The sequence below is a fragment of the Kosakonia sp. AG348 genome (assembly GCF_003337365.1).
Classification (GTDB): domain Bacteria; phylum Pseudomonadota; class Gammaproteobacteria; order Enterobacterales; family Enterobacteriaceae; genus Kosakonia.
In genome coordinates, this window is the sequence record NZ_QPJR01000004.1 from 512397 (window position 1) to 532269 (window position 19873).

The following is a 19873-nucleotide window of genomic DNA, read 5'->3' on the forward strand; positions in this document are numbered from 1 at the left end:
TGTTAATTTGAGAACATCTCGCAGCGAGGGGGTTAAGCCCCCCGCTGAAATCAGCGAACCGGAGAGTGAATGACAAGGGTATTTATTATCTGTCAGTCGTGGCTGACGGTATTGGCTTCGATATAGGCGAAATTGATGTCCTCGCCGAGCCCCGGTCGCTGCGGCAGATGAACAAAGCCCTCTTCATCCATCGGATCAATCAGGCTGTTTAAGTACGCCGCCGGTTGATCATAATCGAGGAACGGGTGCAGCAAACCGCGCTCGTACCAGCGGCAGTTGCGGATGGCACCAATCACCGCCAGGCTCGCCGCGCCGTTGCCGTGCACTTCACAATCCATGCCGAACGATTCCGCCAGGTTCGCCACTTTCAGCGCTGGCGAAATGCCGCCCACGCCGTTGGCTCCGGCGCGCAGAATGTCACAGGCGCCCGCGTTTACCCAGTCGGCGCGGCTATGGTGTTTCCCGCCCAGGCTTTCCGGCCCGATAACCGGAATCGACAGATTTTCCGCAAGCCACGCGTAAGAGGACATGCTCGCTTCGTCCATCGGTTCTTCAAACCAGGCGAAGTTGAGTTTTTCCAGCTCCTTGCCGATATAGAGCGCGTCGGTGCGGCTGTACCAGTGGTAGCCATCAAGCATCAGTTCAATATCCGGGCCGACCGCTTCACGCACCGCGGCGCAGGCTTTGACGTCCATGTTCGGCGCGAATTTCACCGGTGGCATCCAGGTGTGTAATTTGATGGCTTTGTAGCCGCGCGCCACCAGTTTTTCGGCGAAGGCGGCGTACTCGTCCGGCGTCGAAAGCCCACCTTCCAGCTCGTCGCCGCACATGGTGCTGCCATACGCCGGGACTTTGTCGCGATAACCGCCCAGCAGCTTGTACACCGGCATGTTTAATTTGCGGCCAATCAAATCCCACAGCGCTTGTTCAACAAATGATAGTGCGCGCTCGGTTAACTGGTGCGCACTGCCGCGTTGCCAGTGCACCAGATCCTGCCAGATGCGCTCGCGGTTAAACGGATCCTGCCCGAGCATCACTTTGCGAAAAAAAGCGTTGAGCACAAACGGGCGCACCACTTCCGGCGGCGCAAAGGAATAGCCTTTGCTGCCATCGTCTGCGGCGATCGTCAGCATCGCCATGCTGGCCTGTTTTTCCGGCCCTGGATGCGAGTGCCCGGCGCTGTCGGAAACGCGGCGCGTGGGATGCTGAAACACGGTGACGTTTACTGATTCAATTTTCATTCTGGTTCCCTGATATTTTTTTTGAAAAGCCGTTTTATAAATAAATATTATGCACAAAAATAGCGCGTAACTTCGGGCAAGTTTCGCTAAACGAGGGGCATTTTTTAGACATATGCACGACGCGGCGTGACGTTTTTCACAAAAAGACGGAATGCAATCAGGGGATTGAGACGCAGGTAAGATGAAATAAAGGCGATGGATTATTTACCCTCCCCCGCCAGGGAGAGGGTAAAAGGTAATCAGGCGATGGTCACTTTCTCGTCAAGATAGACATCCTGCACGGCGTTAATCAGCTTCACGCCCTCGGCCATGGTTTTCTTGAACGCTTTACGGCCAAGGATCAGCCCCATGCCACCCGCGCGTTTATTGATAACCGCCGTACGAACCGCGTCGCCGAGATCGGTATCGCCGCCCGCCGCGCCGCCGGAGTTAATCAGCCCGGCACGGCCCATGTAGCAGTTCGCCAGCTGGTAACGCACCAGGTCAATCGGGTTGTCGCTGGTCAGCTTGCTGTAGACGCGCTCGTCGGTATAGCCAAAATTCACCGCTTTGTAGCCGCCGTTATTTTCCGCCATTTTCTGCTTCACAATGTCGGCGCCAATGGTGGCGGCAATGTGGTTCGCCTGGCCGGTTAAATCGGCGGAAACGTGGTAATCAACGCCATCTTTCTTGAACGATGAGTTACGCAGGTACGCCCACAATACGGTGACCATACCGAGCTCATGCGCGCGTTCAAAGGCGGCGGAAATTTCTTCAATCTGGCGGCGTGATTCCGCTGAACCGAAATAGATCGTCGCCCCGACGGCGACGGCGCCCATATTGAACGCCTGCTCGACGCTGGCGTACAACGTCTGGTCATATTCGGTAGGGTAGCTGAGCGTTTCGTTGTGGTTCAGTTTTACCAGGAATGGAATGCGGTGCGCATAACGGCGCGAAACCGACGCCAGCACGCCGTAAGTGGATGCCACGCAGTTACAACCAGCTTCAATCGCCAGCTCGACAATGTTCTTCGGATCGAAGTAGAGCGGGTTGGCGGCAAACGACGCGCCCGCCGAGTGCTCAATGCCCTGGTCGACCGGCAAAATAGACAGATAGCCCGTGCCCGCCAGCCGCCCGTGGTTATACAGCGTCTGCATATTTCGCAGCACCGCCGGCGGGCGGTTGTTATCGACCATTACGCGATCAACATAATCGTGTCCTGGCAGATAGAGCTGGTCAGCGGGGATGGTCATACAACGGTGTTGCAGAAGGCTGTCGGCGTCTTTGCCAAGTAACTGCACAATATCAGTCATAGCTATGCTCCCGTAAGCTTCGCGCAAAGCGAATTGGATTATCCTTACCTGCCTGACGGCAGGCAGAGATAAGCCTGGTTCCCTCTCGTCAGATTTTCCACCGCTGGCCTTTTTTTCAGCATTATCTGCTGGCACGTTTCATATAGCGGTTTACCACCACTGGTGAAAGTGATGCACCGGTCCAATGCCGTGCCCCACTTCCAGCGTATCTGCCTGCGCGAGCGCCGCCGTTAACCACTGTTTTGCTTCCAGCACGGTGGATGCCCAGCCGTCATGGCGCGGGCGCAGCGCCGCCAGCGCGGCGGAGAGCGTACAGCCCGTACCGTGGGTGTTTTTCGTTTTCACTCGCGGGGCGCTAAAGCGCAGCGCCCCATCGCGCGTGAACAGCCAGTCAGGGCTTTCGGCGTCATCCAGATGACCGCCTTTCATCAGCACCGCTTCACAGCCGAGCGCCAGCAGCGCTTCTCCCTGCGCATGCATCTCCTGTTCGCTGCGGGCATGTGGCGCATCAAGCAGCGCGGCGGCTTCCGGCAAATTAGGCGTAATAAGTGAAACCTGTGGCAGTAAATGCTGACGCAGCGCAGTGACCGCTGAGGGCGATAACAGCGGGTCGCCACTTTTGGCGAGCATCACCGTATCCAGCACCACATTGCGTACCTGATAGCGACGCAGCCGTTCCGCGACCGCTTCAACAATGTCCGTTTCCGCCAGCATGCCGATTTTGGTGGTGTCAATACGCACGTCGCTGAGCACGGAATCAAGCTGTGCGGCGACAAAGTCGGGTTCAATGCGGTACACCGACTGCACGCCACGGGTGTTTTGTGCCACTAGTGCGGTGATCACCGAACAGCCGTATGCGCCCAGCGCGGAAAAAGTTTTCAGATCCGCCTGAATGCCAGCCCCACCGCTGGGATCGGTGCCAGCAATGGTTAATGCGTTGATGCGTTTCATGCATTGCCTCCCAGCATGTACAGCGCGTCCAGAAAGGCGGGAACAAAACTGCCCGGTCCTGCGCTCTTCGCACAGGCCAGGCTACCGGCTTGCGCCATAAACGCGCAGGCCGCAGCGACATTTTCCAGCTTATCGCCCGGCAGTGCGCAGCAGGCGGCCACCACCGCAGAGAGTGCGCAGCCAGTACCCACCACGCGCGTCATCAGCACATCACCGCCGGTCACCATCAACACACGCGGGCCATCGGTGATGTAATCCACTTCGCCGCTTACCGCGACAATCGCCCCGCTTTGTCGCGCCAGCGCCTGCGCCGCAGGCAGTGCCGCGCTGGCGGTGTCGGTGGTATCCACGCCGCGCCCGCCGGCGCTCATACCGGCAAGCGCGAGGATTTCCGATGCATTCCCCCGGATCGCCGCCGGGCGCAACGCCAGCAGTTGCTGGCAGAATTGTGTGCGTAGCGTGAGCGCGCCAACGGCAACGGGATCGAGTGTCCAGGGTTTATGCGCGGCATTCGCGCTCTCGACCGCCGCGCGCATCGCTGTGGCGCGTTCGCGCGTTAAGGTACCCACGTTGATTAACAGGGCATCGGCGATGGCGCTGAACTGCGGCGCTTCTTCGCTATCAATCACCATCGCGGGTGATGCACCAAGCGCCAGCAGCACGTTAGCGGTAAAGGTTTGTACGACGTCATTGGTCATACAGTGCACAAGGGGAGAACGGCGGCGGAATTGCTGTAACGCATGTGCGAGTTGCACACGATCAAGCAGGTCAGGTTGCATGGTTTCGCTCCTGCCCGGCGTGAAGAAGGGATGCCGGGCAGGCATCTGACTTCCCTACGCTGGCATTATCCAGATCAGGTGGTACGGGTATTTCTCAGCCTTCACAAAGAAGGGCACCCCGAGTCATTTAATTAAGTCTCTTCGAAGAGGAAGTCAGCGTAGAGGAAGTGGCTTGCTGTTGCAAGCCTGCCAAGCGACATACAGGAGCAAACATAATACCTGACTTTTATACTAGTTTTATCACAGCGATTATCACGCCAGACACGTAAAACTAAAGCGGGTGTGCTTACAGCATGGCTCCTTGAAGAATGTCACCTCGCCTTGAATCCAGTAGATTAATTAGATTGTATGCTGATGGAGTCAGTCAAAAATGGCACAGCAGACGCATTATGCGAGATCTGTTAAAATGCCCCGCATACCAATAACTAATCACTCATCTTTGAAATAAGGTAGTTACTGAATGCACTACAGATAACTAGCATATAACGCGCCTCTTCCAGAGTGGGGGCCTCATTGCCATCAGCTAATGCGTGACGAATCCCGCCCTGGTCACTTGTATAACCGTATAACTGAAGAAATGCACGTTTCATTGCTGGATGAATATGCCCCCTGTCTTCAATTACCTTTAAGCAATCACCTAAAGTCCCTTTTTCATTACCAGAAATCTTTTTGCATAATGCTTCAATTGCGGATATAGACTCTTTAATTGAGTTCCTATAGTCAGGTTGATCTCTATCGACCATTAACTCCAGCGAACGCGAAAAATGGCTTTTGGACGAATCGATATTGTTGGACAAAGCATTGCTCAATGCTCTCAATCTCAACCTCATCAGAAATTGGCGTAATCATTCTATCAATAGCTCTGTAACCAACCCCATACTTTTCGAAAGCGTGATTTATAAAATCGCCAAGATTATATCTATAAAAACCTGAAGTATATTCTAATAGAACCTCAATTAAATCGAACACCTCAAACCATTCAGATTCATATACATACGTTTTTATTGTAGTTAGCTGAGACTTTTGATATGAAAAATCCCTGTCATAATCAGGAATGTCATCCGCTGGGTTGTTAAAATAATGAATCCATAGATATCTAGCGCACTGCTCTGACTTTTCATGCAAATTTGTATTATTAAACAAGCCTAAATAAAGAAAATTCCAAATTGCCTTTCTTGTCTCATTATTTAAACCTTCTAATTGAATAGCATCTGTGACCTTTACATATCCATGTCGTTGGGAGAACGGCTTAGCCATAAACACTTTACCCTATCGCTGTGTTAGTCATGAGGCGCTTGGCGCCAGTTAAGTCTATCAATGATATGACATACAAAAGAGAGGGGAAAGGTGTGCTGATATCTTCTCACTATGTAAACACTCCAAGAGGAGCGTATGGGCAACTATTTGAATTCATAACGAACACCCAACGTCGCTTGCGTACTGCTATAGCTTTTGCTGCCGAGTTGATGGCCGACATTGCCCCACAGACTCAGCTGCGGGTTCAACCTGCCAGTAATGCCGATTTTCACTTCGCCGACATTCTCCGCGCCCGCCTGGCTGATTCTTTCACCATCCATACGTGTGGCGAACTGTCGGGTATTGTGGATCCAGTTGGCTTCGATAAACGGCTGTAACGTGCGCCCGTTGCCATTATCACGCCCGCCATAGCTGTTCAACCAACTGCGGATCCCGAGCCGCGTTTGTAGGGCGTTACTCCCTTCGCCACTGACGCGCGTGCCGTTTGCTTCACGGTGATCTTCAGCTTTTACTCCCATCCAGATAGCCTGCGCCTGCGGCTGGATGTGCCAGTTTGTCCGCGAACCATTGCTGCCGGAAAACTCAGCGGCTTTCCAGTTCCAGGCGGTTTCAACGGACGCACTGACGCCTTTGGCGTGATACGCCTCGGTAGCGAGTTCCTCACCGCTGACGGAATTGCTGAACCAGCTATACTGCGCCCAACTTCCCACATACAGACCGGTTTTATTCGCATCGTCGGCATACCATGCGCCGTATGCGCCTGCCGTGTAGCCATTTACCCGCCCGTCAGCGTCGTAACCGCTGATGGTCGAGTGCGTGTGACTGTGGTTGTTTCCGTACCCGGCCATGACGCCCACACGCCCGCGCCCCTGGCGACCGTCGCGCCACTGTACCAGGTCGCCGCCGAGCATCATTACGTACTGAGTCGACGCGGTTTTCAATTGCCCGCTGTCGTCGCGCGAGCGGTTACGTGTTCCCGCCTGATGCATCCACATGCTGCTCTCTGCGGTATCGCCCTGCTGCGCGTTATCGGTCTCGCTATCCTGCAAACGGATGGCAAACATGCGGTTGGCTGCCGCCAGATTTTCCGTGTAGCTTCCCCCTTCCGGGCGGTTTACCGGCTTAGTGGATTGCGGTGGCGTCGGGTCAGGTGCGGGTAACTCAGACGGCGGCTGACCGGGTTCAGTCGGTGGCTGCTCGGGCTCGCTCGGTGGATCTTCGGGTTCAGACGGCGGCTGACCGGGTTCAGTCGGCGGCTGCTCCGGCTCGTTCGGTGGATCTTCGGGTTCAGACGGTGGATCTTCGGGGTCGACCGGCGGGTCCTCCGGATCAGGCGGTATGATTTCTTGCATCTGGTTGCTTAAATACCAGTGCGCACGATCCTGTCCGTTGCCGCGCACCAGCCTGTATTCATACGCGCCTGCGACAATTCGCCCCAGCTGGGTAAATCGCCCGGCGGAGCGACCATTAACCTGGATGAGCCGGATCCCGTTCAGCGTTTGCCTGCCCGTGCCGCCAACATTGTTAACGCTGACCATAGTCGTACCGCTGGTACTCCCTTCCACGCGCAGCGTTTCCGTTGCGGCGCTGTCATCCGCCAGAACGGTATTGAAATTAATTAAACCGATTCTGCCCTGGTAATCTCCTTTCACTACCAGCTGGTTACCCGGCGCTTTACCGCTGTTGGCCGCACCTATCTGAACCGTGCCGCTGTTACTCAGGTTACCGTTAATGGTTAAAACATCGCTCACTGCGGCAGCACCGGCCGCGCGTGCAGACTGCTTCCCGGATCCAATCGACAACGTGCCGGCATTCGTGACATCGCCCGCGACCGCGCCGTTGCCGATAAGCTCCGCGCCCTGATAGATATTGACGTGCGATGATTCAAGCGTAAACGGCTCCTCGGGGGAGCCAAATTTCACACCGCCAGTCCGGATATTCGTCTCGCCTCTGTAGAGCGCGGCAGCCTGCGAGAGCGTAATGAGACCGGGGCCACTTTTTTCCAGACCGCCGGTACCGGTCACGCTGTTTTGCACTGTCCAGTCATCGTTAGTCACCAGCCGAAGCGTTCCGTCATTGATTATCGAAGCGGAGCTCAGCTGATTTCCTGTATTCACCGTAAGCTGGCTGCCGTCGCGAATCTCAACCGTCCCGCCGAAATGGGTGTTGTCCGCGGAAAATTGAATGTCGCTGCCGTTCAGCACAACGATGCCGTTATTGGTGAGCTGATTTTCAAACAGACCGGAGGCGCTGTTAAATTTGAGAAAACCGAGGTTGTCGATGCCCGCGGTCCCCAGCCCCCGGGGAGTATCAAGGGTGACTGACGCCCCCGATTTTATGGTGATGTCGGCGCTGAGCGCGGTATTGTCACCGTGGATAGCCATCTGCCCAACCGTGAAATTCAACGCGCCGCTGCCGGTAAGCGCACCAGCGATATCGCCGCCTTTGGTCACCGTCAGGTTGCCGCCCGCCAGATCAATTCGCGATCCCTGCTGGCTCTCCACCGCCCCCAGAGTTTGCTGGTAGCCATAAATGTCCAGCACCGTTGCGGAGGCCATGTCGACTAAGGAAGTGTTGCCCAGAGTCTGATCGTTTGCTAAGCGCAACTCACCTGCCACCATCCGCGTTACGCCGGTGTAATCGTTATCCCGATTGGATAATGAAACCGCGGAGTCGGTATTAATTTGTAAATCACCGCTTCCGCTGACTTTCGCGCTCAGATCGGCGGCGTTACCGCTGTTGCCTTCGGCATTCAAGGTCAGGGCGTCATTGCCCTGCGCCAGCAGTTCAAGCTCAGTCAGCCCGTAATTGATATACATACCATCCGCGCCACTACCGCTGGTAAGACGATAGTCATAGTGCCCTTTCGCCACCGTCTGGCCATTTTGCGTAACATCGTGGTCCATTTCCGCAGAAACAGCCTGACCATGTTCATCGACGAGCAGCAAATTTCCGCCGGCGCCGGTCACGGCTTGCTGGCTTTCCACTAGCCTGAGCGCAACACCGGACTCATCCTGTTGCAGGAGCGGTTTGCTGGTATCCGGCGTCTGTGACGTATTTTGCAAGCTGCTGCTGTTGCTGATCTGAATTGTGCCCCGCCCGGACAAATCCACATTTCCGGCCGCCTCCACCAAAGGCAGGGAGTCGATATCACCAAACACCATTGTGCCGCCGTTGAAAGCCAGACCGCCAATCGACTGGGTGCCTGCGCCAACGGTGGTGGTGTTGCCGTTTTCAACATGCAGTGTGGCCTGGGTGAGCGCGGCGGTATTGACCCCACCCAGCAGAAAATCATTATTCCTGAGATAGACATCGCCGGAAAAATCACGTCCGACATTAGCGGTAAAATTAAATGAGTTATGGTTATTATCGGCGATAAAGTCGCCCGTACCAGTCAGGTGATTATTAAATTCGAAAGCAGCGTCTGTTTGCGCAGTGAATTCCCCACTCGCATCGACATTCATAGTACCCGTGCCAAAGGCGTTATTACTAAATAATAAATCCTTACTGGCTGCTGCTTTCCCGGTGATATTCCACATTCCGGCATAGGTGTTTTTATTAATAAAAATGATGACATCCCCTGATACGGTAGTCATACCCGTGCCGATCATTCTATTAGTGAAGGCATAGTGTTCCATCCCGGCAATTTCCAGACCTTGCGACCGGTCGTTGGCGTCGGTATTAATTGTTATAGTATTTGATCCCAGCGCTTTCGTATGTTTAATGGTGACTAAACCGCCGCTAATTACTGTATCACCACTATAATCTGACTCTAAACCGAGCGTGGTATGCCCCGACTGATATTCAACGCTACCCTCACCCAATATTTGCATATTAAAAACATAGCCGTCATCATTCGATTGCGTTGAGAAATTATTATTAAAAATGACTTTATTATTACCAGCTCCACTCATAATGATGCGACTTGCCCGAATATGATTTTGCTCATCCGTTAATGCATCGCCAATATAAAGGGTGTTATTTGCTCCAGATACGCTGCTAAGGTTAATATTTTCTCCCACTTCCACCCAGGCATTATGACCGAGTACCGTTTTCATGTTATTACCGGCGGCCGAGGCATTGAGATTCATATTTTCGTCGATTACCACGTGTTGCCCGGAAGAACCGCCATGTATTTGCCACGCCGTGTCGCCGGCATGCGTACCGTTAAGGTTCATATCGCCGTTAACATGCACGTCCGCATTGCGAATTAATGCGTTTTCCGCAACCGCATTGATATCATTGAGTATTTGATTATTAGAAAGCGTTAAATCGCCGCCAACGTTGACGGTTGCGCCATCGGCAATATGTAACCCTATGCCACCGCCAGCGAGATCGGCGGTGAGATTATCGCCCACATTCAGGATCGCGGAACCGCTAACCGACAACCCACCACTCGCCGCGCCGCCACTGGGTGAAATTGACATATCATGCGCCACCGTGGTCGTGCCGCCAGTCTGGACATACTGGCTTGTTTCAGACTGCAGGTTGATGCTGCTGGCCACGATTACCGACTGCGCATCATAAATATTGATAGCCGTTGACGTGCCAGCACCGGCGCCTGTCACAAGATTACCGAATGTAAATGTGCCGCCGTATCCGTTTGTCAAGGCGGGGACACCACCGATCTGTGCTCCGCCGAACTGAATCTGCGACTGCCCCTTCAAAAACAGATCGCCTGCACCATTAAGCGAACCGCCATGTAACCATAAATAAGCGTTGTCCATCTCTACTGCATACGGACCTGCGCCGTTTGTGACATTCACGGTGCCAGCCCCGGCGGTAATTTCCAGACCGCTATTCGAAGTGAAGTTAAGGCCATCATTAATATCGTTAACCGGCTTATCGTAAAGGGTGTTTTGCGTAATATTTACGGCCATTGCATAAGGAATGCCCGTAAAAAACAGGAGTATTGGAAAGGTAAGTCTCACTGCGCAGGAAAGGCGCGTAAGTGGGGTTTTCATATTCGGCACGCTATTGAGTGGGTAGTGCGCCATGCCGGGTTGCGAGGTTGCAGAGAATTGCGGTACTAACTTACCTGAATTAGGTTTCCCCATCCTTTCCATATAGAACTTCCTTATATTTAAAAATAAGCGTTCCTGTAATCTATTCCGGTCAAATACGGGCAGAGTGCCCTACAGCTAATGCGAACGCACCACGACATCAACTGCATAATTCGTGATAGTCGTGGAAGATAAATTAATGGAACAGATAAAATAAAACGCTATCACATCGAAAAATAACGCCCGAAAGTTAAAATATTAAATATATCCAATTTACTGTTACCGCTAAGACCACAAGATGTTTATCAATTAAGTAAACGCTTAATAAAACTTCCACTAAAACGTCGACATTAATCCTCACGCAAGTGTTATCTTAACAGCAAATTGATGAACCGCTACCAGGCAAGAGCATTTTTTACTTGCCGTTTATTGCATTCAATGAATTGAGAAATATTAACAAGTTGCCTGTTATTTTTCTGTTAATTAATAAAATTAAAAATCCGAAAATAAATGCAGCCTCAGCGCAAGCCCGAAAATATAGACATGGCGGAAAGACGGAATAAGGGATTGTAAAGTGAACCGGTACGGTGATATCACCCGGCACACATGCCGGGTGACAGGCGACATTAAAGTGCGATCATTTCCATAACTTGTGCGCAATGGCTTGCAGTTGCTGGGCAATCTCTTGCAGGTTGGTGTCCTGCGCCTGCAGTGCCCCCGTGGAATGGCGCACAATGAGCCGCGCCGGCAGTACCGAAGAGCTTCGAGAGGCATCACCGTGACCGCTGTCGAGCAGCCGCCGAACCGCTTCCTTACCCTGTAAATCAAGATCCAGCGAGACGGTGGTCAGCGCCGGATAAAAGAACGAGCTTTCGTAAGTGTCGTCATAACCGATGACCGATTTCTCACCGGGGATCGCCACCTGGTGCTGATGAAACGCGCTTAATACGCCCAGCGCCATCTGGTCGTTACCTACCAACACGGCGGTAAAGTTTGGCGTTTCACGCAGCATCTGTAGCGCACCGGCGTAACCACTCTGCGCGTCCCAGTTACCGTGGAAAACCATCACCGGTTTCAGTCCATAGCCGTTAAGGGTTTCGATCCAGCTTTTCAGGCGCAGCTTCGCAGAGACGGAACTCTCCGGTCCGGCCAGTAAGGCAATCTCCCGGTGCCCCAAATCGTACAGGTGTTTGACGCTGGCACGGGTTCCGTCTGCCGGATTAAACGAAACGTTAAACACCGAACTGTAAGGATCAACATCGAGAAACAGACAGACGATATCATCGTTGTCAGACGCGATGCGCTGCGCCTGTTCGGTCTCCAGCGGCACGTTGATAATCACTTTATCGACAAGCTGTGATTTCAGTTCGTTGATAGCAGACTGGATATCATGATTGACGTTCTCATCAATCATTGAGATCAGCACCTGGTAACCATCGAGGTTGGCGTAGCGTTTTACCGCCGCGGCCACCTGCGATGGCGCGTGCAGCGCCAGCGAAGTGGTCACCAGCCCAATGGTCTGGCTCTGCTTGCCGACCAACTGTTGAGCCAGCCTGTTGGGGACGTAGCGCAATAACTCTATGGATTTCTCAACCTTGAGACGCGTGGCTTCGGATACATTGGCAGATTTGTTGAGTACCCTGGACACGGTCTGATAGGAGACACCCGCATGGCGGGCAACGTCTTCTAACGTCGCACTTTTAGACTTCATGGTCCGGTTCCTTATGTTGTTATGCGCCGATTGTAACAGGGGCCATCTAAAAAAACGCTCACCACACTTTCCCTCGTCTCTTTTTTGCCAAATAAGTATCACGCTCACAATAGCGAACATTGTGAACGAATTCGCTACCTGTAACAAAAAACGCTGATTTATTTGCACTTAATCACACATTCGCAATCGTTAGTTTGCCTGTTTTTACATTTAGGCATTTTATGACAGCGTTTATGTGAACGTAATACAAAACAATAAGAGGAATGATATGAACACTACGCTACGCACTCTCACACTTGCGTTAGCCGCTGCGCTGACTTCACCATCTATCCTGGCCGCCTCATCGGTGCCTATCGACTTTCACGGTTACCTGCGCGGCGGCGTAGGCGTGTCGGGCGATGGCGGACAGGTGGAGTGGCAGAAAAACAAACTCGGCCGCCTCGGTAACGAATCCGATACTTACGGGGAAGTGGAACTGGGCTCGGAAGTGTATAAAAAAGACGAAGTGAGCTTTTACCTCGACACCATGGTGAGCATGGTTTCCGACGGCTCCAACGATAACGAAACCACCATTGGCGATGATGCCCAATTCGGTTTGCGCCAGTTAAACCTGCAAATCAAAGGGCTTATCCCTAACGATCCCAACGCGGTGATCTGGGGTGGTAAACGTTACTACCAGCGCCACGATCTGCACATTATCGATACCAAATACTGGAACATTTCCGGTTCCGGCGCAGGCGTTGAAAACTACACCTTAGGCCCGGGCGCAGTATCCGTGGCGTGGATCCGTGGCGACGCCAACGATGTCGATTACCGCGTGGATAACGATAACGACGTCAACATCAACTACATCGACCTGCGTTACGCGGGCTGGAAACCGTGGTCAGGCGCATGGACCGAGTTCGGCGTTGATTACGCCATGCCAAACCCGACCAAAAAACAGAAACAATATGGCGGCCTGTATGAAGCCGATGATGGCGTGATGGTAACCGGTGAAATCAGCCAGGATATGTTTGGCGGTTACAACAAGCTGGTGCTGCAATACGCTAACAAAGGGCTGGCGCAGAACATGGTGTCGCAGGGCGGCGGCTGGTACGACATGTGGCATTACGTTAATGACGCCAGCGGCTATCGCGTGATTAACACCGGCCTGATTCCGATTACCGATAAGTTCTCGCTGAACCACGTGCTGACATACGGCTCGGCCAATGACATCACCGAATACACCGACAAAACACGTCTGGTTTCGCTGGTTGGCCGCGCCCAGTATCAGCTCACCAATTATGTACGCCTGATTGGTGAAGTCGGCGGCTTCTACCAGAAAGATGATTATAAAAACGGTACTCACTACAAACAGAGCGGCGAAAAATATACTTTTGCTGTCGGTCTGGCGGATGGTCCGGAATTTATGTCACGTCCTGAGTTACGCCTTTTCGCTTCCTATTTAAATGATTCGGAAGACGGGAAATCATTTGAAGACGGAACGAAAAATAATACCTGGAACTTCGGTGTTCAGGTTGAAGCCTGGTGGTAATACGCTTCACCCTGCACGTTATCGCTTTGTTGGTTAAACTTGTTTGCTCTGGCGATTTATTTTAATAAGCCAATACCGGGAAACTATTATGCCGCAGTAGGATAACGCACCATGTTGTCTGTATTAACGAGTAACATCATTATTTATTTTATCTCCGCAAACTGAGCAAAGTTGCCACTGTTTTATTTTGGGATACCCGTCCAGGTATCCCTTTTTTTATCTATTAGCGAGAGGAGAAATGTTCATCAAGCAATTTACGTAGCGCGTCAGACTGTTTGCCAAAAATAGCATGAACTTCTTGCCCAAGAATAATCACCCCCAGCGCCCCTTCATTTTGTAGCGCCTGAGAATCGACAATAGCCAGATCGTTTACCGTGACGCGCAAACGGGTTAAGCAGGCATCCACATGCGCAATATTCCGCGCGCCACCAAAGGCTTGCGCCAGCCTCTGGATTTTCTGCAATTCCCCCTCACTAATCGGCGTTGTTGCCGCATTTTTCGCTTCAGAGAAGTAGTGCAGGAAGGATTTAAGGCTCACCATAATAGTCTCCTGATAATCAGCAGATAAAAAAACGCCTGCCCGAATGGGCAGGCGCGGAAGGTTCACTTATGCGTTACGGCGAATAACCCGGCAATCCCAGGGAGCCAGCGACATCGCGCCGCTGACCGACGAACCGGATAAACAATCCTGATAACCGTCAGGCAGCGTTATCACCTGCTGCTGGGCGCTAAAGTTCTGAATAAAGACAAACGTGCTTTCGCCATCCGTACGGGCCGTGGCAACGACGCCCGGCGGCAAATCGTGTTGTAACGCGCGCGGCAACTTCAACTCCTCAATAATGTTGGCGAAGAAATCACGCTGGAAGGCGAGATCGTTGCGTGATGCGACGTGCCAGGCCTTGCCTTTGCCGACATGATTGACCGTCACGGCGGGTCGCCCGGCGTAGAAATCATCCCGGTAGGTTGCCAGCGCCTGCGCGCTCTCGGTATGGATCAGCTCACACAGATGGCGCACCTGATACGGCCCCTGTAATCCGGCCTCGTTACCCGCCAGCCCCTGCACCAGATTGCGCTCGTTGTCGTCCAGGCAATCAATCTCTTCTGCCCAGATACCCAGCAATTTGCGCAGCGGGCCAGGGAAACCGCCGAGATAACAGAGATCGCTTTCATTGACCACGCCGGTCCAGTAGGAGGTCACCAGATGACCGCCCGCCGCGACAAACGCTTCTGCTCGCCCGGCAAAACCGTCGCGCACCATATACAGCATCGGCGCAATCACCAGCTGGTAACGGCTGAGATCGGCATCGGCATTGATCACATCCACGGCAATGCCTTTTTCCCAGAACGGTCGATAGTGCTCGTTAACCGTTTTTTCATACTCCAGGCCTTTATTGCGCGGCCCTTCGGCGTCATCCAGCGCCCAGCGGTTCTGCTGATCGAAGATAATCGCCACGCGGGCATCGGTTCGGCACCCCATTACCGGGGTGAGTTTGCTGAGCATGTCGCCCAGCGCGCACACTTCACGCCCCACGCGCGTATCCAGATGCCCGACGTGATCGATAACCGCGCCGTGGAACTTCTCGACCGAACCACGGCTTTTACGCCACTGGAAGTACTGCACTGAATCGGCACCGTGCGCCACCGCCTGCAGCGACGAGAGAATGTGCATTCCCGGCTTTTTCAGCTTGCTGGTCGGCTGCCAGTTGGTGACGCTCGGCGTCGATTCCATCAGCACAAACGGTTTGCCGCCTTTCAGCGTGCGCATCATGTCGTGATACATGGCGGTGTAGCAAGCCAGCGCCGTTTCGTCTTTATCCCGGTGCCACATCGGGTAGCTGTCCCAGGAGATAAAATCGATCGCTTCAGCCAGCTGCCAGTAGTCGTAATCGTAGAAATACTCCATAAAATTGGTGGTCACCGGCAGTGCCGCATTGGCAGCTTTCAGCGGGGCTACTTCATGGCGGCAAAAATCGGTTACCTGCGCGGTGTTAAAACGCCGCCAGTCGAGGTTCAGCCCGTGAATGGAGACTTCCCCCTGCGGCGCGGGTGACTGGATCTGCGACCAGTCACTGTAGGTGTGGCTCCAGAAGTCGCTCCACCAGGCGTGATTGAGGTTGTCCAGCGTCTGATAACGTGCTTTCAGCCAGCCACGGAATTTCTCCTGACACAGCGCGCAGTGGCATTCGCCGCCGTATTCATTGGAAATGTGCCAGCCCAGCACCGCCGGATGGTGCGCATAGCGCTCTGCCAGCAGCGTGTTGATTTTCAGCGTTTTTTCCCGGTACACCGGCGAGGTCATGCAGTGGTTGTGCCGCCCGCCGTGCAGCGCCGGAACGCGATCGCGCCCGACCCGCAGCACTTCCGGGTATTTTTGCGACATCCAGGCCGGACGCGCGCCGCTTGGCGTGGCCAGAAATATATGGATACCGGCGGCATATAATTTATCGATGACCTCATCCAGCCAGGCGAAATTAAATACCCCTTCCTGCGGTTCGAGTTTCGACCAGCTGAATATGCCGACGGACATCACGTTGCATTTTGCCTGCCGCATCATGGCAATGTCGTTATCAATAATATCGGGATAGTTTTCCCACTGTTCCGGGTTATAGTCCGCGCCATGCAATAGCGAGACAACCTTCGGGCTTAAAGGCGCAAATTTATTCATAATGAATTCCTGAAATTTACCACACCAAAATTAATTAAAAACTTTTACCGATGGCAGCACTTTCCCCTGGCAATCAAATAACGCCTGGTTTTCGCGGGCATTTCCCTCTTTCCACTGGTCGTTGATATATTTCATCCCCGCTTGCGTAGCCCAGGTATTTCCGGGAACGGCAATCCAGGTCGGCTCCCAATAAAAAATACCCTTGCCGCGATGGCCCTGAACATTCATCACCGACTGCATTAAATCGTGGATATAGTCATATTGCCCCTGCACGGTGCCGGGGTAGCCGCCCTCTTTTTCTTCTTTCGCCTGGAAGCTGTTTTCCGCGTTATCACAGTTCGCCAGCGTATAGCCGTAGGCCGCTTCCACCACAATCATATCTTTGTTGTAGCGCTTGCTGATGTCGTCCATATTGGCCTGCAGTGCGCTGATTGGCCCGTTCCAGTAGGTGTACATAGAGAGGCCAATGACATCGAACGGCACGTTGCGTTTGGTGATTTCATCAAACCACCAGCGGAAGGTATCGTTCTTGGTACCTTCCGCCAGATGCAGCATGATTTTCACCTGCTCGCCGTTCTTCAGGTTCTCTTTCAGGCCGTCAATAGCGGAATTCAGCAAGCCCGCCAGCCGGTCAAACTCACCGCCGCCCTGCCCCCAGCTTTTGCCTTCCGGCCACAGCATGCCGCCGTTGATCTCATTGCCGATTTGCACCATATCCGGCAACACGCCCTCCTGCTTAAAGCGGGCGATGGTGTCGCGGGTATAGTCATGGATTGCCGTTTTCAGTTGCGGGTAATCCATTTTTTCCCAGGCTTTCGGTTTGTATTGCTTGCCCGGATCGGTCCAGAAATCGCTGTAGTGGAAATCTAGCAGCAGTTTCATGCCCTGCGCTTTCGCCCGCTTCGCCAGCGCCAGCGTGCTGGCTAAATCGTTGTTACCGCCGCCGTAGGCCTGGCCTTGCGCATCTTTCGGGTCCACCCACAACCGCAAGCGCACATAGTTGATGCCGTTGGCTTTCAGAATGGCGATCGCATCCTGCGGCTGGTTATTTTCGTTATAAAACTTCGCCCCGTGTTTCTCGGCGTCGAGCAGCGTTGAAATATCCGCGCCTTTGATGAAATCGGCGGGCATGCCGCTAAAAGGACGCGTCTTTAACGCATCGGCGGCAAAGGTGCTGGCGGACAAACTACCAAGACAGACAGCAAGCAGAGCGGGTGCAAATCTTTTCATGTGGTTATCCTTTGGTGCTGCCGGAGGTCAGGCCGGAGACGAAGTATTTTTGCAGTGCCAGATAAAGAATGGCCACCGGAACGGCGATCAAGACCGCGCCCGCCGCGTAGGTGGTGTAACTGGCGCCCATTTTTTGCGCCACCAGGTTGTAAAGCCCAATCGGCAGCGTGTATTTGTCCGGGGTACGCAGAATGGTGCTGGAGAGAATGAAATCCCCCAGCGGCCCGGTGAAAGAGAACAGTGCCACTACGGCCACAATCGGTTTCGACAGCGGCATGATGATCTCAATAAAAATGCGGAAGTTACTCGCGCCGTCCATACGTGCGGACTCATCCAGGTCACGCGGAATGGCATCGAGATAGCCTTTCATCAGATAGGTGTTCATCGGGATCATTCCGGCGACATAAATCAGCACCAGCGCCATATGGCTGTTGATTAAGCCCAACAGTTGTGACAGCACGAAAATGGCAATCAGCGCCGAAAATTGCGGGATCATCTGCAGCAGCAAAAACAGCATCAACCCGTTCTGCCGCCCTTTAAACCGAAAGCGGGAAAAGGCATAGGCGGTGAAACTGACGCTGATTAAGGTCAGCACCATCGTCAGCAGGCTGATCTTCATTGAGTTCCAGTACCAGGTCAGATAGTTGACCTGGCCGTTAAACAGATCGGCGTAGTGCTGAAACGAGAGGTTTTCCGGGATTATCGAGGTGCTGAGCAGGCTGTTACCAGCATTCAGCGACGCGCCAATCGTCCACACCAGCGGGTAGATAATCATCAGCGATACCAGCGCGATAACCAGCCAGGAGAGTGTCAGGCGGATCCACTTCTCGCGGCGGATACTTTGTGATTGAGCCATTTTTCTTCCCTTATGCCATGTCGTCGTTTTTAAAGGATTTGGTCGCGCGGAACTGCCACAGCGCCAGACCGACGACAAAAATCGACAGCAAAATGGTGATGGTCGCCGCAATCGCGTACTGCGAGGAGGACATCGTCAGCTTGTAAATCCACGACACCAGGATATCCGTCCCACCCGCGTTCGCCCCCGCAACTGCCGGGCCGCCGTTGTTAAACAGATAGATGATGTTGAAGTTGTTAAAGTTGAAGGTGTACTGGGTGATGATGATCGGTGCAATCGAGTACAGCACCAGCGGCAGCGTAATGGTGCGCAGCCGCGTCCAGGTGCCCGCGCCATCCATCTTCGCCGCTTCGTATAAATCGTCCGGGATAGCCTGCAACACGCCGGTCGTCATGGCGAAAACAAACGGGAAACCGAGCCAGGTTTGCATCATGATCAACGCCGTTTTGGTCCAGAACGGATCCGTCAGCCACGCTTTCGGCGCAATGCCGAAGAACGCGAGAATGGCATTGTTAATCACGCCAAACGAGTCGTTAAACATCCCGGCGAACACCAGAATGGTGACAAACCCAGGCACCGCCCACGGCAGGATAAAAATGGTGCGTACCAGCGGCTTAAAGCGCAGATCTTTCTGGTTCACCAGTATTGCCAGCAGTACGCCAACGGAACACTGCAACGTGGTGGCCAGCAGCGTCCAGACCACCGTCCATTGCAGCACATCCAGGAAGGTCGAACGCCAGATCGACAAGGTAAAGATGTTGACGAAGTTCTTTAACCCTACCCAGTCCACCAGCCTGGCCGGCGGCGTGTGGTAAAGGTTGTAGTTAGTGAAGGCGATGGCGAAACCGAAGAGGATCGGGAAAATCACCACGAACACCAGCAGAATAAAGCCTGGCGTGATCATCAGGTACGGGAAGCCGTCGCTGAGTAACAACTGGTACTGCTTGCGTACGCTGTTGAGCGGTTTCCCTGCGTCGCGTTTTTTACCGTTTACCCACGCATCGCGCAGCGAGAGGTAATAGACCATCACGCCAAAGGCGATGATCAGTACGCTGATAATCCCTTCCGCCAGCAAGAAAATGGAGTTGTCACGCGGGACTTCTTCGCCAAGCGTGTATAACCCCCACAATCCTTCGCGCAGAAAATCGTAAAAAATGCCCATAAAGCTGCTAAGCAGCACCAGGAAGATAAGGCCCTTTAACCACTGGTGGTGATAAAACTGACCAAAACCCGGCACAACGGCCAGCAGCAGCCCGCACCACGCATGCCGCCCTGCGCCATGCGTTTTGGCAAAATTTTCGCTGGGACTGATAATCACGTACGACTCCTTTTCAACAACGGGAGGTGCCCCTCC

The 19873-nt window shown here is 53.4% G+C and carries 14 protein-coding genes and 1 riboswitch; of the genes, 1 reads left to right on the forward strand and 13 read right to left on the reverse strand.

Annotated elements, in window-relative coordinates:
* Positions 1-92 precede the first annotated feature (92 nt).
* The 8 genes from DFO56_RS12730 to DFO56_RS12760 all read right to left on the reverse strand — a co-directional run bounded on the left by DFO56_RS12730 (position 93) and on the right by DFO56_RS12760 (position 12234).
* Positions 93-1241, reverse strand: coding sequence for a mandelate racemase family protein (locus DFO56_RS12730; protein WP_045510753.1), 1149 nt, complete (start codon positions 1239-1241; stop codon positions 93-95).
* A 239-nt stretch (positions 1242-1480) separates the two neighbouring features.
* Positions 1481-2533 (reverse strand): class I fructose-bisphosphate aldolase, encoded by a 1053-nt coding sequence (fbaB, locus tag DFO56_RS12735; RefSeq protein WP_020454334.1) that lies wholly within the window; start codon positions 2531-2533, stop codon positions 1481-1483.
* Positions 2534-2683: 150 nt separating this feature from the next.
* Complete coding sequence (gene thiD, locus DFO56_RS12740; RefSeq protein WP_045510755.1) at positions 2684-3484, reverse strand: bifunctional hydroxymethylpyrimidine kinase/phosphomethylpyrimidine kinase; 801 nt, start codon at positions 3482-3484, stop codon at positions 2684-2686.
* Complete coding sequence (gene thiM / locus DFO56_RS12745; RefSeq protein ID WP_045510757.1) at positions 3481-4263, reverse strand: hydroxyethylthiazole kinase; 783 nt, start codon at positions 4261-4263, stop codon at positions 3481-3483. The genes thiD and thiM overlap by 4 nt, the downstream gene beginning before the upstream one ends.
* Before the next feature lie 34 nt (positions 4264-4297).
* Positions 4298-4394: riboswitch (TPP riboswitch) on the reverse strand.
* Positions 4395-4688: 294 nt separating this feature from the next.
* Positions 4689-5006, reverse strand: a complete 318-nt coding sequence (locus DFO56_RS24960) for a hypothetical protein (RefSeq protein WP_233500399.1) — start codon at positions 5004-5006, stop codon at positions 4689-4691.
* Complete coding sequence (locus DFO56_RS24965) at positions 4996-5520, reverse strand: AbiJ-NTD4 domain-containing protein (RefSeq protein WP_233500400.1); 525 nt, start codon at positions 5518-5520, stop codon at positions 4996-4998. Before DFO56_RS24965 ends, DFO56_RS24960 begins: the two co-directional genes overlap by 11 nt.
* A gap of 143 nt (positions 5521-5663) precedes the next feature.
* Positions 5664-10400 carry an autotransporter outer membrane beta-barrel domain-containing protein gene (locus DFO56_RS12755; RefSeq protein WP_045510758.1) on the reverse strand — a complete coding sequence of 1579 codons (4737 nt, stop codon included), beginning with the start codon at positions 10398-10400 and terminating at the stop codon, positions 5664-5666.
* Between the two features lie 760 nt (positions 10401-11160).
* Complete coding sequence (locus DFO56_RS12760; RefSeq protein WP_045510759.1) at positions 11161-12234, reverse strand: LacI family DNA-binding transcriptional regulator; 1074 nt, start codon at positions 12232-12234, stop codon at positions 11161-11163.
* Positions 12235-12502: 268 nt separating this feature from the next.
* Here DFO56_RS12760 and DFO56_RS12765 point away from each other — a divergent pair, with 268 nt between their 5' ends.
* A complete protein-coding gene (locus DFO56_RS12765) occupies positions 12503-13768 on the forward strand; it encodes a maltoporin (RefSeq protein WP_020454344.1) in 1266 nt (421 codons plus the stop codon).
* 223 nt (positions 13769-13991) lie between these two features.
* Here DFO56_RS12765 and DFO56_RS12770 read toward each other — a convergent pair whose 3' ends face one another.
* The 5 genes from DFO56_RS12770 to DFO56_RS12790 form a co-directional block, all read right to left on the reverse strand.
* Positions 13992-14309 (reverse strand): glucose PTS transporter subunit EIIB, encoded by a 318-nt coding sequence (locus tag DFO56_RS12770; RefSeq protein WP_045510762.1) that lies wholly within the window; start codon positions 14307-14309, stop codon positions 13992-13994.
* A 66-nt stretch (positions 14310-14375) separates the two neighbouring features.
* Positions 14376-16433 carry a beta-galactosidase gene (locus DFO56_RS12775; RefSeq protein ID WP_045510765.1) on the reverse strand — a complete coding sequence of 686 codons (2058 nt, stop codon included), beginning with the start codon at positions 16431-16433 and terminating at the stop codon, positions 14376-14378.
* Positions 16434-16463: 30 nt separating this feature from the next.
* Positions 16464-17663 carry an arabinogalactan endo-beta-1,4-galactanase gene (locus DFO56_RS12780; RefSeq protein ID WP_045510767.1) on the reverse strand — a complete coding sequence of 400 codons (1200 nt, stop codon included), beginning with the start codon at positions 17661-17663 and terminating at the stop codon, positions 16464-16466.
* A gap of 4 nt (positions 17664-17667) precedes the next feature.
* Positions 17668-18519 (reverse strand): sugar ABC transporter permease, encoded by an 852-nt coding sequence (locus tag DFO56_RS12785; protein WP_020454348.1) that lies wholly within the window; start codon positions 18517-18519, stop codon positions 17668-17670.
* Between the two features lie 10 nt (positions 18520-18529).
* A complete protein-coding gene (locus DFO56_RS12790; protein WP_045510769.1) occupies positions 18530-19837 on the reverse strand; it encodes a carbohydrate ABC transporter permease in 1308 nt (435 codons plus the stop codon).
* Positions 19838-19873 lie beyond the last annotated feature (36 nt).